Below are 14,528 nucleotides of genomic sequence, written 5' to 3'. Positions count from 1 at the left end.
TGAACCGCCGCCCAAATGAAAGACCGAGGCTAGTGACGATCGGTGTACCAGTACTGGTCGTCGTTCAGCGTGATCGTGCCACTCGTGAAGGAGCCGTCCGCGTTCATGGTCACCGGAATAGCCGTGCCACTCCTGTCCACGAAGATGCGGGCCGTGCCACCGCTTATAAAGCCGGGGTATGTGGTCAGGTCGACCTGGCCGGTGATCGTGAAGCTGTGTCCGGAGACCTTGTTAATCACGTTCGGATTGCTGGTGCTCACCGGCGTCAGTTGCGCGGTCTGATCACCTGCGTGAGCTACCGTCTCGTTCAGGACGTTCAGCGGTGTGGTGTTGTAAACCGTCTCCGCTCCGGTCGACGGGTCGATGTAGGTTACATTCTCGACAACCAGGTTTTTTATGTTCTTGTTCGAGTTGAATGCGGCCTGCAGCGTGTTGCTCGTGTGGAAGGTCGAATTCCGATAGTAGACGTTCTCCACCGGGGAACGCGAGGCTGCGCTGGAGAACTGGAACGTGGTCCTGCCCGGAGTCATCGTCGGCGCGGTGTTGACGTCGTCTAGGTAGATGTTGCGGACCGTCGGGTTGAAGATGTCAGCGTTGGGGAACGACACGGTTTCGGAGTAGTTGCTGTCGAGTTGGACCATCGCGGACCGCGCCATCTTCAGCAGGTTGTGCCGGAGGTAGACGTTCTCGACGAATCCACCCCGGTACGAGTTCGTCTTGATCTTCAGGATCATCGCCAGCCCAGGTCCACCGAACTCGTTGTGTTCGATGAACACGTTCCGGATGCCTCCCGACATCTCGCTGCCCATCGAGATCGCGGCGGAGTAGGTGCCGATGTTGTCGTTGTTGTACAGCGAGTCCCGGACGATGATGTTCTCGCTTGGTTGCCGGTGCAGCCTGCCATTGACGTTTCGGCCAGCCTTGATCGCGGCACCGTCATCGCTGACCGTAACCCGGTTCCTCTCCATGACGACGTTCTTGGAGGACTCCGGGTTGGTTCCGTCGTCGTTGTTCCAGCCGGTGGCCTCGAAGTCTTTGGTCTTGTCGCTGTAGATGTCGAGGTCTCTGATGAGTACGTTCTCGGAGTTGAGCGGGTGGACGATCCAGAACGGGGTGTTCCTGATCTTCACGTCCTCGATGAGGACGTTGCGAGAGTGGTTCGTTTCGATGAAATGCGGCCGGAAGGTGGATTTCATGGCCACCGCGTCCGCTGGCGGCGGAACGTGTTTTACCGTGTCCCCGTCGATCACCGGGATCGTGCTCGGCATATGCCCGTCGTCGGTGAATAGCCGCTTCGTGATCGGCACGTCCTCGAGGTTCATCTGGTTGAGGATGCCGTTTTCACCGTACGGAGCGTCGAGGCTCTTGTTCTCCACCGACGGCTCACCCCAGTAGCCCTTCTTCCACGGTCGCCAGTTCCACATGTCCTCCTGGCCGTCGAGGGTCCCGCCGCCTGTGACTGCGATGTTCGTCTGGTTGAGCGCGTAGATCAGCGGAGAGAAGTTGTAGAAGTCGGTCCCCTCATAGCTGCTCAGGACGACCGGGTAGTACTTGTTGGTCTTGTTCCGCATGAACTTGACCACGGCACCGGTCTCGACGCGCAGGTTGACGTTGCTCAGGAGGGTTATCGCCCCCGAGTAGTAGGCGCCGTTGGCGTTGCGTGAACCCATGGCGGGGATGACGACGATACCACCGCCGCTCTCGTGACAGTCTCTGATCGCGGCATGAATCGCCTCGGTGTAGTACCACACCTCCTGCGAGCTCGCGACCAACGGTGATGCCTTGTTCGCCGGGTTGTCGGCCTGATTTCCGACGTAGAATGTCTCGGTGGCGCGTCGCACCAGGCCGGCATACTTCGGGTCGGTGATGTCGCAATAGTTGGCTTTGAAGGTCGGCGTGTTGGCGTTGACCGTCTGGTCTGTCGCGTTGTACTGGCCCTCGTTCCAATACGCGCCGTCTCTTTTCTTGGCGTCCGGGTCGTAGATTGCCAACCGGTAAGCGAATCGGCCCTCGCCGTTCTCGGCGGTAACCTGGAGCTGATCGCCGTCGGCGATGACGCCCGACCGCTTCTCCTGATGATCTTTGTTCACCACGATGTGGCTTTGTCTCGACATGTCCTTGGCGACGATCTGCGCCTTGAGTTGTTGAACGGTCACGCCGTTCCTGACACTGATGGTCGAGGTCCCGACAGTTTTTATCATGCCGGATTCGTTGTGTTTGGCGACAACGACGGTCCCTGTGGAACGGAGTTCCGCCGTGCTCACCTGAAATTCGACGGGATCTGCCCATGCCACGCGTGGTGCGCTTACGACCACCAGCGCGGCCACCGCGACGAGCATGACCCGTCTCCTACCTCGCCTCTTCATCGGTATACCTCCGGTGTGCGTGTCGTTACCGTTCATGTTTTGCGGAACAGCCGAATTGATGACCGGCGCGTTCGTCCCGCGTCATCCAGTCGGCGCGGCCACCTCGCTGTGCCCGGCACCGAAAGGCCCGGCGAGCACGACGATCTCCGGCCTTCCAGAGCACCGTGGGACCGAACACCGTCCGGGCCACTCTTCGGCTCGGGTCCGGGCCAGGCTCAGATCACCAGCTCCACGCCGTTCTGGCGGACGTTCTTGAGGACGAGGTCATCGACGTATTCGACGACGTTGGGCTGGCTGGTGGCGCCGAAGTCGATGTCGGTCAGGGTTATCCCCCTGATGTGGTCGTCCGCGTGGCCGCGGAGGTTCAGCGCCCGGGTCGCGTTCCCCACGATGACGTTGCGGACGTCGATGTCGCCGACCATCGGGTCGAAGCCATGGCCCGGACCCTCCTCATAGAAGAAGTTGATGTCAATCACGGACCCGCCGACCTCCCCGATGGTCAGGTCGCGGGCATGGAAGGCCTCGATGAAGCCACCGCGAACACTGTTGGTCTTGAACCGCAGCGCGATGTTGAGGTTGGGGCTGGACATCTCGCAGTCCCGGACGAATACGTTGCGGGCACCGCCGGACATCTCGCTGCCGATCGTCACGCCGCCGTGGCCGTCGCGCATCGTGCAGCCCTCGATGAGGATGTCCTCGCTCGGCACGTTGACGCGGCGACCGTCGGCGTTCCGCCCCGACTTGATCGCGATGCAGTCGTCTCCCGTGTCGAAGGTGCAGTCACGGATGACGACCATGCGGCTGGACTCCGGGTTGCAGCCGTCATTGTTCGGCCCGTGCGAGCTGACCGTTACACCCTGCACGAGCACGTTCTCGGACAGCACCGGATGCATCTCCCACATCGGTGACCCGACGATGGTGATTCCCTCGATGAGGACGTTGCGGCAGCGGTAAGGCTCGACGAAGGACGGCCGCAGGTAGCCGCCGTCGCCGAACACTCGTTGCTCGACAGGAACTCCCTGCTCGGCCTGCGCGAACAGCGCATTCCTGGCCTCGGTCTGCCGCGGGTCACCCGGCTTCCAGCCGAACTTGGCCGCACCGCACCAGGGCCACCAGGTCTCCATGTCGGCCTGGCCATCGAGGACGCCGGAGCCGGTGACGGCGATGTTCTCCTGCTCGTACGCGTAGATCAGCGGCGAGTAGTTGTAGAGTTCGACCCCTTCGAACCGGGTCAGCACGGCGGGCAGATAGTCGGCGGGGCGCCGGCTGAACAGCACCACCGCGTCGGCGGTGACGTGCAGGTCGACGTTGCTGAGCAGGTGGATCGGACCGGTCAGCCACCGACCGGCTGGCACGACCACGTGGCCGCCGCCTGCGGCGTGGCAGGTCTGGATGGCCCGCTTGATCGCTTCAGTGCAGTTGGCGACGCCGTCGCCGACGGCGCCAACTGCCGGATGTCGTACGAGCGGTCGAGCAAGTGAGGGCTGCGCACCTTGCCGCTGATGTACTCGGCCCGGGCCCACGGGTTGCCCGGCGGCAACGGGGACGCCGCGGCGCTGCCGGATGGCAGTGCATAGGCCGCCAGACCCATGGCACCGATGCTGCGGAGAAACGTGCGGCGGCTCGGTTGGCTCGGCATGTGCAGGTCTCCTCGGTCGGTTGACAAGTGGATGGGTAAACCTTTTCCTTGGTCCTCGTCGTTTCCCTTACTCGGCAAGAACCTTCAAGAGCGGAGCGCTGCCCCGACGAGCTGCGGGGCTTCGGCCTCACAACGCGGGCACGAGTCCCGCCCAGCGCACCACCGGCATGGTGCCGGCAGCCTGGCCGCCGCCCCGCTGGTCGCCAGTGCTCTCCATCCCGGGGCGGGCGCGAACGCCTAGCCGGTGCCCGGCTTCCGACGCGATGGCGCAGGACGACACGTCGGGCAATCCTGCAAGTCAGAGTATCGAGCCATCGAAGCAAGTCGCTAGTGTCTGACCGGATGCGGCCAAATCCCTTCCTCTGTCCGGCTTCTCCGGCCATCCGCCAGAGAACTGAACCGCGTCGACTCTCACGTCAGTTCCAGTTCCGCCGCGCAGCGGACGGCTTCCGAGGCGACCTGCAGCCCGGGAGGCAGGCCGTGACAAAGTCGGCTGTGATCCCCACCGCAGGCACCGCCGAGCGGGCCCCGGGCTCCGGGGCGACGGCGGTGAGTCCGGGGCCGCTGAGCAAGGTCGTCGGCTAACGTTTCGTGGCGGGCTGAACGTCTCCTGTGTTCGAGTCTCTGTGGTCCGGCTCGCTGGCGCAGGCGCGGTACCGACGCGACGGGGAGCGCGGAACCCAGGTGCGACGGTCCGGCCGAACACCCAATACAGCGGCACCGAGTATGAGCGCTGGAAGACCGCCTGCCACGAACTCGGGCACGTGCTCGGCCTGGGTCACAACACGTCAGCCAGTAGCCGCGTGTACGCGTACCGCAGCTCGCGGCGGTATCCGAACACCGACGACGTCAACCTGTGCGGCTGTTGTATTAGCGCCGTCCGCGCTGCGCCACGTACAGGTCCTCGACCGACGGTGCTGACCCGTGGGCGGCGAGCAGCGATTCCAGGTCACCGGAGAAATCACGGGACAACCCGCTGCTGGTGGCCTCGACGCCCTGAACGCCCACCGTAACGCTGCGCGGCGCCACGTCGGCGATCGTGACCGCGTACTGGCGGCCGTTCGTAATGCGGACGTTCCAGTGGGTCATCCGCGCGCCGAAGAGGGGACCCGACGCGGCGGAGCCACCGACCCGCCCGTTGTTCTCGAGCGTGATGTTGGTCCGGGCGTTCTCGAAGGGCATGGCCCGGTGGGAGTCGAACGTCCCCTCGGCCATGCGGCCGCCTCGGTACACGTTTCCGGCCGACAGTCCCTCCAGGTTCAGCCCGTGATGGATAGCGTCGGAGGGAACGGGAACAGTGAATCGTTCGATCTCGAAGTCTTCCACCAGGTTGTCGTTGGACTGCATGCGGCAGGCGAAGCTGTGGTGGGCGGCGCGTCCGCCGACGGTGACTCCGGTGATGGTGATCGACTTGGCGGAGGTGAGTCCGAAGCCGAGGTCGCAGTTCTCCACACGTACGTCCCGCGCCCAGCAGTCATGGACCGCCTGGAAGCACACCCCGTTCGAGCCGGGATGCCTGTTGTGCGCGGTCTGCGGGACAAGCTCGTTCCTGATCGTGAGGTGCTCGACGCCGGCGTCGTGGACGGTGGGGCCGATGGCGCGCAGCCGGGCCGGCCATCCGGGCCGGAGGTCGTACTTGAGTGGCTGGGCCAGCCGGACGGTCCGCTCGCCGAGCACGGCTTCGACCCGCACCGGCCACTGCAGGGTCGCGTACTGCACGTACTGCCCGCCGGATCCGGTGACGAGTTGGGGCGCTCCGCGTGGCCAGTCGTAGTCCCGGGTGCCGGGCACGTCGCCGGCGAGATGCTTCAACAGGGTCGCGTCCGGCGGGTTCTGGCACTCCAGGACGACCATGTCCCCGGAAGTCAGCCGGCTCGTGCTGGACACCATGAGGGTCCGCTGACCGCGAGAGGCGACGCCGACCTCGGCGAGCACGTCACCGAGCAGCCACCCTTCGGTTCCTGCGTAGTCCTCGGCCTCCGAGCGGGCGCGGCGCTCGGGCGAGACGAACCAGATCTGGCCGCCGGTCCAGGACCAGCGGCTGTTTCCGTTGGGCTGGCGGTTCGGCCGGTAGCCGTCCTCGAGATGACGGGTGAAGTGCAGCACGGTGGAGTCCCGGCCCGCCCCGCGCAGCACCACTGCGGACCAGTGCATCCAAACCGGCCCGGACAGGGTGTAGGTCCCCGGCGGCACGAGGACGACTCCCCCGCCGCGCTCGCCCGCGTGACGTACCGCGGCGTTGAATGCCGCCGTGCAGTCCGTCCCGTCGGGGCGGGCGCCGAAGTCGGTGACCTTTGCGATGACCGGGGACGTCGGCGGGCGCTCGCCGAGCCGGTAGCCGGCTGCGGACACGTCCGGAACGAGCGGGTGGCAGCCGCGGGCCTCCCGCCACTGTTGCAGGAGATCGGTGGAGGCGTCCCTCGGTGGGTCGGCGGCCTCCCCGGCCGCACGCGCCGGCCGAGCCTTGCCGCCGAGTGCCGTGGCGGCGGTGGCGGCTGCCCCCAGGCCGAACAGCCCTCGTCGGGTGATGGCGGGATGCGTAATCGGCGGCATGGCAACTCCTCCGAACCCTGGTCGAGCACGGCAAAGGATTGAAATCGTTTGCGGTGCGAGGTTCACGACACCAAAGGGTTGGCCGTGGGTCAATGCGTTACGAGACTGAAACTTGTTTCAATATCGATCTTCGTCCGCGCGGTCGTCGGTCCACAGGCGGGTAGGAGTTGTTGGGGTGCAGGCGACAGCTCCGGACGGCAGCTGACGTCCGTCCCACCGTGGCCCCGAATCCACGACGGTCACCGGCAAGTCGCCCTCGAAGCGGCGAAACGGCGGTGGTGACGTTGCATGGCCGCAGCGTCTGAGATTGTCGCCTGCGCCTCGCTCCCGTTGCCGCGGCCCGGCCCGGCCCGGACAATTCAGGTGAGCCGGGCCGGGCCGCGGCGCGTTGCGCGACTGTCAGAGCGGAGCAGTTCGGCTATTCCCCGGCAGCAGCGTGGGTGTCGGCTCGGCCTGCGGCGGGGGCGTATGCCTGTTGCGGCAGGCGGTATGCCAGGTCGATCGCGGTCTCCACGGCCTCGTCCTCCGACAGCCGGTGCTCCAGCACGAGCCGGGCCAGGTAGCCGGCGTCGATGCGGCGGGCGAGGTCGTGGCGGGCGGGGATCGAGAGGAACGCGCGGGTGTCGTCGACGAAGCCGGAGGTGTTGTAGAAGCCCGCGGTCTCGGTCACCAGTTCACGGAAGCGGCGCATCCCGTCGGGGCTGTCCAGGAACCACCATGGCGCCCCGAGCCGCACTGAGGGGTACACACCGGCGATCGGGGCGAGTTCGCGGGAGTAGACGGACTCGTCGACGGTGAACAGGATGAGCCGGAAGTTCGGGTCGCGCCCGAAGGCGTTGAGCACCGGCCGCAGCGCGCGGGTGAACTCGGTGGTGACGGGGATGTCGAATCCCTTGTCGGCGCCGAAGGCGGTGTGGATGGCGGTGTCGTGGTCGCGGAGCACCCCGGGGTGGATCTGCATGACCAGGCCGTCGTCGCACGACATTCGCGCCATCTCGAACAGCATGTGACCGGCGAAGGCGGCCGCGTCGTCGTCGCGCACGGCGCCGTCGCGCGCATCGGCGTAGATCCGCCTTGCCTCCGTCTGCGGCAGGGGCTCGGCGGCGGCGGTGAGGTGACCGTGGTCGGTGGCCCGCGCCCCGGCCTGCGCGAAGGCTTCGCGGCGGTTGCGCAGTGCGGCGAGGAAGCCGTCGTAGTCGCCGGTGTCCACTCCGGAGAGGTCCTGGAGCTGCTGGAGCCGCCGGGCCCAGCCGGTGGAGCCGACGTGGGTCAGGGCGTCCGGACGGAACGTCGGTATCACCCGGGCGCCGAGGCCCGCCGCTGCGAGCCGGGCGTGGTCGTCGAGCGTCGAGGTGGCCGGGTCGGTGGTGGAGATCAGCTCGATGTTGAAGGTGTCGAGCAGCGCCTGGGGCCGGAAGCCGGGTTCGGCCAGGCGGGCTTCGATCAGGTCGTACAGCAGGTCGGCGGTGTCCGGGCCGGGTGCTACGTCGATCTTGAGGACTTCGACGATCTCGTGTTCGAGCCAGTAGCGGCTGGGGGTGCCGCGGAAGAGGTGCCAGTGGGCGCAGAAGCGCCGCCAGATCTGCCGGGGGTCGGTCTCGACCGCGCCCCCGTCGGCCCTGTGGACGCCGAGGCTCTCCAGTGGAACGCCCTGGGACACGAGCATCCGGGTCACGTAGTGGTCCGGTACCACCAGCAGCTGCGCCGGGTCGGCGAACCGGTCGTCGTCGGCGAAGACGGCCGCGTCGACGTGTCCGTGCATGCACAGCAGCGGCAGCGCCTGCGTCGCCTGGTAGACCCGGCGGGCGACGGTGCGGATGTCGTCTCCGGCTGGCAGGGCTCGGTCGGGGTGCAGACGCAGCTGGGCCACGCAAATCTCCTTGCCGGCTAGGGCTGAACAACTCCTGCAAAGGATTGCATCGACCCCGCCCGCCTACAAGGGGAAGCTGCGTCCGTCTCCCGGAAACATTCACGTAACCAAGTATTGACACGGAACTGCAATCGGTTTCAGACTGCGAGGCACGCCACGGAGCAGGGAGGTGAGCCGTGCGAGCGACGATCCGCGAGGTGGCCCGCGAGGCGGGTGTCTCGGCATCGACGGTGTCTCGGGCGTTGTCGACGCCGGAGATGGTCAACGACGCCACCCGGGAGCGGGTCCTACGAGCAGCCGATCGACTGGGCTACGCGCCCAACCGCGCTGCCCGTGGTCTGATCACCGGCCGTACCGGCAACCTGGGCCTGATCGTCCCGGACCTGACCAACCCCTTCTTCCCCAGCGTGGTCAAGGGGGTGCAGGCCAAGGCGCGGGAAGCGGACTACGCCGTCTTCCTCGCCGATACCGACGAGGACCCGGCCGCCGAGATCGGGCTCGTGCGGGTCCTCGCCAAGCAGGTGGACGGCCTCATCCTGTGCTCCCCCCGGGCCCCGGAGGAGGAGATCCGCGAGCTGACCGAGCACACCACGCTCGTCATGGTCAACCGTCGCTTCGGCAACCTTCCGTCCGTCGTCTTCGACAACGCGGAGGGCGTGCGGCAGGCGATCGCCCATCTCCAAGCGCTCGGTCACCAACGGGTCGCCTGGGTCGGCGGGCCGCGAACCTCGTGGTCCACCCGGGACCGGATGCGCGCCATGCGCGCCGCGACCAGCGCCGCCGGCATGGACCTGTACGTGGCCGGTCACTTCCCGCCCTACTTCGAGGGCGGGGTCGCGGCGGCCGACCTCGTCATCGCCTCCGGCGTCACGTCGGTCATCGCCTACAACGACGTCATGGCGCTCGGTCTGCTCAGCCGGCTGCGGGACCGTGGCGTCGACGTGCCGCACGACATCAGCGTGATCGGCATCGACAACATCCAGATGTCGGCGATGTCCTCGCCGGCCCTCACCACCGTTTCGCTGGTCAAGGAACAGGCGGGCCGGGCCGCGGTCGACCTGTTGCTCGCCCTGCTGTTGCAGCCCGACAGCGTGCGCAACACGCGTCGGGAACTGCCCGCTCAACTTCTCGTGCGCGGCTCCACCGGGGTTGCGCGAACCACCTGACCACCACCTCCCCCACCGCCGGCCCACGGCCGCGACCTTCGGGGTGACCGAGGAAGGGATGTTCCATGGGTATCACTCGGCGCAGTGCCTTGATTGCCACCGCATCATCCGTGCTCACGTTCGCCGTCGGTTGCGGGGCGCCGAGCGGCCCCGGCGGGGACAGCGGCGACAGCAGCGGACCCGTGCCCGATAAGCCGAAGAAGGCCGTCACGCTCAATGTCCTGGACGTGGCGGGCAACCTGCAGCTGACGCAGGGGATGATCGACGAGTTCGTGCAGAAGAACCCCGACGTCATCTCGCGGGTCACCTACTCCAAGTCGCCCGCCCCGGAGCTGGCCGGCAAGATCAAGGCGCAGCAGAACGCCAACCGGGTCGACATCGGCCTGGTCCTGACCGGCGTCGACGGCCTCGCCGCCGGCATCGACCAGAACCTGTGGATGGACCTGCTGCCCACCTACGCGGACCGGTTGCCGGGGATGAACGACTACCAGGAACCGGCCGCTGCGATGCAGAAGTTGGCCGGCAACGCGGGCGTGACGGTCACCTACTACCCGTCCGGCCCCCTCCTGGAATACCTGCCGGCGAAGGTGTCCAACCCGCCGACCAGCGCCGAGCAGCTCCTCGCCTACGCGAAGGCGCACCCGGGCAAGGTCCAGTACGCCCGCCCGGCCAACTCCGGCCCGGCCCGAACCTTCCTGATGGGACTGCCCTACATCCTCGGCGACAAGGACCCCAAGGACCCGGTGAACGGGTGGGACAAGACCTGGGCCTACCTCAAGGAGCTCAACCAGTACGTCGAGTACTACCCCAGCGGCACCGCCGAGACGATGAAGAACCTCGCCAACGGGACCGCCGAGGTGATCGCCTCGACCACCGGATGGGACATCAACCCGCGGGTGCTCGGCACGGTGCCCAAGGAGGCGAAGGTCAGCTCGCTGCAGGGCTTCCACTGGGTGACCGACGCCCACTACGCCGTCGTCCCCAAGGGCGTCTCCACCGACACCCAGGCCGCCTTGCTGGCCTTGCTGAAGTTCATGCTCACCCCCGAGCAGCAGGCAAAGGCGTTCGACCAGGGCTACTTCTACCCCGGACCGGCGGTGAAGGGCGTCGACCTGTCGATGGCGCCGCAGAAGAGCCAGGACGCCATCAAGGAGTTCGGCCGCCCGGAGTACGAGCAGCTCATCGCCAGCAACCCGACCGAGGTTCCGCTGGACGCGAAGGCGCTCGTCGCGGCGTTCGACCGCTGGGACCGCGAGATCGGCAGCGGAAAGGTGAAGCAGGGATGAGTACCGCGACCTCAGGCTTCTCCGAGCTGCGGCTGGACGGTGTGTCACGCCGCTTCGGAAGCCAGGACGCGCTCAGCAACCTCGACCTGACCATCCGGGCGGGCGAGTTCATCGCCCTGCTCGGCCCCTCCGGCTGCGGCAAGTCCACCGCGCTGAACTGTCTCGCCGGGCTGCTGCCGCTGACCGCGGGCAGCATCTGGCAGGACGAGCGCCGGGTCGACACTTTGCCACCGGAACGCCGCGGGTTCGGGATGGTGTTCCAGAGCTACGCCCTGTTCCCGCACATGTCCGTCCGCGGCAACATCGCCTTCGGCCTGCGGATGCGGCGGCTGCCGAAGGACGAGATCCGCCGGCGTACGGCGGAAGCGATCCGGCTCGTCCGCCTCGAGGAGCACGCCGACAAGCTGCCCGGTCAGCTCTCCGGCGGCCAGCAGCAGCGGGTGGCGATCGCCCGCGCCGTCGTGCTCGAACCGTCGCTGGTGCTCATGGACGAGCCGCTGAGCAACCTGGACGCGAAGCTGCGCCTGGAGATGCGCACCGAGATCCGCCGGCTGCACCAGTCGCTGGGGCTGACCACCGTCTACGTGACGCACGACCAGGAGGAGGCGCTGTCACTGGCCGACCGCCTGGTCGTGCTCCGGGGTGGCCGGGTGCAGCAGATCGGGTCGCCCGAGCAGCTGCACACCCGACCGGGCAACTGGCACGTCGCGGACTTCATGGGCTACCGCAACCTGTGGCCGATGCGGGCCCAGTCCGTACGGGACGGCCTGGTCACGGTGGAGGCCGACGGGCTGCGGCTGGTCGGCGACCCGGTCGGCGACATCTCGCCGGGTGACGCGGTGATCGCCGGGGTGCGCCCGGAGGACGTCCGGGTCGCCGAGCCGGGCGCGCCGGACGGCGTGCCCGCCGAGATCGAGGTGGTCGAGTACCAGGGCCGGGAACTCGCGGCCGAGGCGCGCACCGCCGCCGGCCTGCAGGTCCACGTCCGCACCGAGCAGCGCCTCGCCCCCGGCGACGCGGTCTCGTTGCGCGTGGCACCGCACCGGCTGCTGGTCTTCCCGACCGACTCACCCGAGCAGCCTCCCGCCGCCCCCGGCGATCCGGCCGACGCGGTGGTCGAGGAAGCGGGGCTCGTCGGATGAGTGCCACGGCAACCCGCCCCGCGCCGTCCGCCGGTGCGCCGCAGTCTCCTCGGGCGCACTGGCGGCACCGCCTGGCCGAACGGGGCGTCGATGCGCAGTTGTGGCTGCTCGCGCCGGCAGTGCTCTTCGTCGTCCTGCTGTTCCTGTACCCGTTCTTCTACGGGCTCGGCCTGTCCTTCCAACCCACCGAGGGTGGCCCGTTCAGCGACTACGCACGCTTCTTCGGCGACGCCTACCAGCGTGACACCATGTGGATCACGCTGCGCCTCGCCCTGCCGGCTGCCCTGCTGAACGTGCTCGCCTCGGTGCCCATCGCCTACCGGATGCGGGGGCGGTTCCGCGGCAAGCGGCTGGTCACCATCCTGCTGGTCGTACCCATCACGCTCGGGACCGTGCTGACCGCCCAGGGCCTGCTCAACTTCCTCGGTCCCACCGGCTGGTTCAACCGCGTGCTGCTGGCGCTGCACCTCACCGATGAGCCGGTACGGCTCGTGCACAACTACTGGGGCGTCTTCTTCTCCCTGGTCATCACGGGGTTCCCCTTCGCCTTCCTGCTCGTGCTCTCGTACCTCACCGGCATCGACCCGACGCTGGAGCGGGCGGCTGCGACGCTCGGCGCGGGTTGGTGGCAGCGGTTCCGCATGATCACCCTGCCGCTGCTGGCGCCGGGGCTCGCCACCACGTTCTGCCTGACGTTCGTGCTGGCCTTCAGCGTGTTCCCATCCGCCGTGCTGGTCGGCAACCCAGCCGGCGAGACCCGGGTCATCTCGATCGCCGCGTACCAGGCCGCCTACGAGCAGTACGACTACCCGTACGCGTCCGCGATCGCCATGATCATGGGCCTGATCGAGCTGGTCGTCATCTCGGTGGTACTGCTGGCCCGCACCCGCCTCTACACCGGATCGACGGGAGGTAAAGGCTGATGAGCACGGTCACCGGCATCCGCCGCGGCGACGCGATCGCCGCCGGCGACCCCCGACCGCGACGGCGGCTCGTCGCGCGCCCCGCCGCCTGGCTGGTCTGGGGCGTGGTGGTCTTCTTCTTCCTCAACCTGCTCGGTGTCGTCGGATCCGTCCTGGTCAGCTCCTTCGGCCAGCGCTGGTTCGACACCTGGCTCCCCGACGGCTACACCGGCAAGTGGTACGGAGAGGCGTGGCACGAGTTCGCGCTCTTCGACGTCATCGTGGTCACCCTGCAGGTCTCCCTACTGGTCGTGGCGCTGTCGCTGGTGGTCGGGGTGCCCGCAGCGTACGTGCTGGCCCGGCGCAACTTCCCCGGCAAACGGCTCGCGTTGCTGGTCTTCCTGCTGCCGATCCTGATGCCGCCGATCACCTACGGCATTCCACTGGCGACGGTGCTCTACAAGTTCGGCCTGGCCGGTCACCTCTCCGGCGTCGTGCTGGCGAACCTCGTGCCGTCGGTGCCGTTCGTGATCCTCACGATGACGCCATTCATCGAGCAGATCGACCCGCGGATCGAAAATGCCGCCCGGATGTGCGGCGCCGGCCTGTGGTCGGTGTTCCTCCGGGTGCTGTCGCCGCTGCTGCTGCCCGGGATGCTCGCCTCGGCCATCCTCGTCCTGGTGCGCACCGTCGGCATGTTCGAGCTGACCTTCCTCACCGCCGGCCCCGACTCGCAGACCCTGGTGGTCGCCCTGTACTACTCCATGTCCGCGGCGGGTATCCGGGCACAGCAGTCGGTGGACGCCATGGCCGTGATCTACACCTCCATGATGTTGGTGCTGCTCGTGATCAGCCTGCGCTACGTCAACCCGACGCAACTGGTCGCCCGGGTCAAGGAGGAGCCGGACTCGTGAGCGACCTGATCACGCTGCTGCGCGAGCAGCGGATCCTGCCGGTGCTACGCCTGCCGACGGCGGCCGAGGCCACGGCCGCCACCGCCACCATGTTCGGTCACGGCCTGCGCGTGGTCGAGTTGACCGCGACGACCCCGGACTGGGCCAGCGCGGTGCGCGACGCACGCCACGCGGCGCCCGACGGCACGCTGGTCGGCCTCGGCACCGTCACCAGTGGGGCGCTGGCGGCGCAGGCGGTGGAGGCGGGCGCGCAGTTCCTGGTCAGCCCGTGGCCGGCGCCCGACGTCCGGGCGGTCGCGGCGAGCGCCGGGCTGCCGTTCCTGGAGGGCGCCTTCACTCCCGGCGAGGTGGCGGCCGCCACCGCACGGGGGCCGGTGAAGGTGTTCCCCGCCCATGTGGGTGGCCCGGCCTTCCTGGCCAGCCTGCGGCAGCTGCTCCCGGACGCGGAACTCGTACCCACCGGCGGGATCGCGCTCGAGGCGGTGCCGGACTGGCTACGGGCCGGCGCGTGCGCGGTCGGCGTCGGCAGCGACCTGCTGCGCCCGGGCGCGGCAGACCGGCTGCGGTCGCTGCTGGACGCATTCGAGGACGCGGGCGAGGCGACGCCATGACGATCGACGAGGAGGCGGCTGCCCGTTTCCCCTACTCCCCCGCGTACCTGCCGGTGAACCGGCTCGAGGACGGCACGGT

General features: G+C 67.9%; 10 protein-coding genes. 6 read left to right on the top strand and 4 right to left on the bottom strand.

Annotation, left to right across the window (positions count from 1 at the left end):
* Window positions 1–29 precede the first annotated feature (29 nt).
* The 4 genes from A6A27_RS25835 to uxaC form a co-directional block, all read right to left on the bottom strand.
* Window positions 30–2,339 carry a glycoside hydrolase family 28 protein gene (locus A6A27_RS25835; protein ID WP_158074046.1) on the bottom strand — a complete coding sequence of 770 codons (2,310 nt, stop codon included), beginning with the start codon at window positions 2,337–2,339 and terminating at the stop codon, window positions 30–32.
* A gap of 242 nt (window positions 2,340–2,581) precedes the next feature.
* Window positions 2,582–3,727 (bottom strand): glycoside hydrolase family 28 protein, encoded by a 1,146-nt coding sequence (locus A6A27_RS25830; protein ID WP_338013309.1) that lies wholly within the window; start codon window positions 3,725–3,727, stop codon window positions 2,582–2,584.
* Window positions 3,728–4,875: 1,148 nt separating this feature from the next.
* Window positions 4,876–6,558 (bottom strand): glycosyl hydrolase family 28-related protein, encoded by a 1,683-nt coding sequence (locus A6A27_RS25825; RefSeq protein WP_073837249.1) that lies wholly within the window; start codon window positions 6,556–6,558, stop codon window positions 4,876–4,878.
* A gap of 418 nt (window positions 6,559–6,976) precedes the next feature.
* Complete coding sequence (gene uxaC / locus A6A27_RS25820) at window positions 6,977–8,428, bottom strand: glucuronate isomerase (RefSeq protein ID WP_073837248.1); 1,452 nt, start codon at window positions 8,426–8,428, stop codon at window positions 6,977–6,979.
* A 176-nt stretch (window positions 8,429–8,604) separates the two neighbouring features.
* On the opposite strand from uxaC, the gene A6A27_RS25815 reads away from it, so the two are divergent.
* The 6 genes from A6A27_RS25815 to A6A27_RS25790 all read left to right on the top strand — a co-directional run bounded on the left by A6A27_RS25815 (window position 8,605) and on the right by A6A27_RS25790 (window position 14,449).
* Window positions 8,605–9,594 carry a LacI family DNA-binding transcriptional regulator gene (locus A6A27_RS25815; protein WP_073837247.1) on the top strand — a complete coding sequence of 330 codons (990 nt, stop codon included), beginning with the start codon at window positions 8,605–8,607 and terminating at the stop codon, window positions 9,592–9,594.
* Between the two features lie 182 nt (window positions 9,595–9,776).
* Window positions 9,777–10,880, top strand: coding sequence for an extracellular solute-binding protein (locus tag A6A27_RS25810; RefSeq protein ID WP_241825463.1), 1,104 nt, complete (start codon window positions 9,777–9,779; stop codon window positions 10,878–10,880).
* Entirely contained in the window at window positions 10,877–12,022 is a 1,146-nt protein-coding gene (locus A6A27_RS25805; protein WP_073837245.1) for an ABC transporter ATP-binding protein, read from the top strand. The genes A6A27_RS25810 and A6A27_RS25805 overlap by 4 nt, the downstream gene beginning before the upstream one ends.
* Window positions 12,019–12,945: an ABC transporter permease gene (locus A6A27_RS25800; protein WP_073837244.1), complete on the top strand. Its 927-nt coding sequence runs from the start codon at window positions 12,019–12,021 to the stop codon at window positions 12,943–12,945. The genes A6A27_RS25805 and A6A27_RS25800 overlap by 4 nt, the downstream gene beginning before the upstream one ends.
* Window positions 12,945–13,838: an ABC transporter permease gene (locus A6A27_RS25795; protein ID WP_083672854.1), complete on the top strand. Its 894-nt coding sequence runs from the start codon at window positions 12,945–12,947 to the stop codon at window positions 13,836–13,838. Before A6A27_RS25800 ends, A6A27_RS25795 begins: the two co-directional genes overlap by 1 nt.
* Window positions 13,835–14,449, top strand: a complete 615-nt coding sequence (locus tag A6A27_RS25790; protein WP_073837243.1) for a bifunctional 4-hydroxy-2-oxoglutarate aldolase/2-dehydro-3-deoxy-phosphogluconate aldolase — start codon at window positions 13,835–13,837, stop codon at window positions 14,447–14,449. Before A6A27_RS25795 ends, A6A27_RS25790 begins: the two co-directional genes overlap by 4 nt.
* The last annotated feature ends 79 nt before the right edge of the window (window positions 14,450–14,528 follow it).

The organism is Micromonospora sp. CB01531, from assembly GCF_001905095.1.
Taxonomy (GTDB): domain Bacteria; phylum Actinomycetota; class Actinomycetes; order Mycobacteriales; family Micromonosporaceae; genus Micromonospora.
Note: the sequence above shows the minus strand (reverse complement) of the source record. Positions and strands in the feature narration are given on the sequence as shown.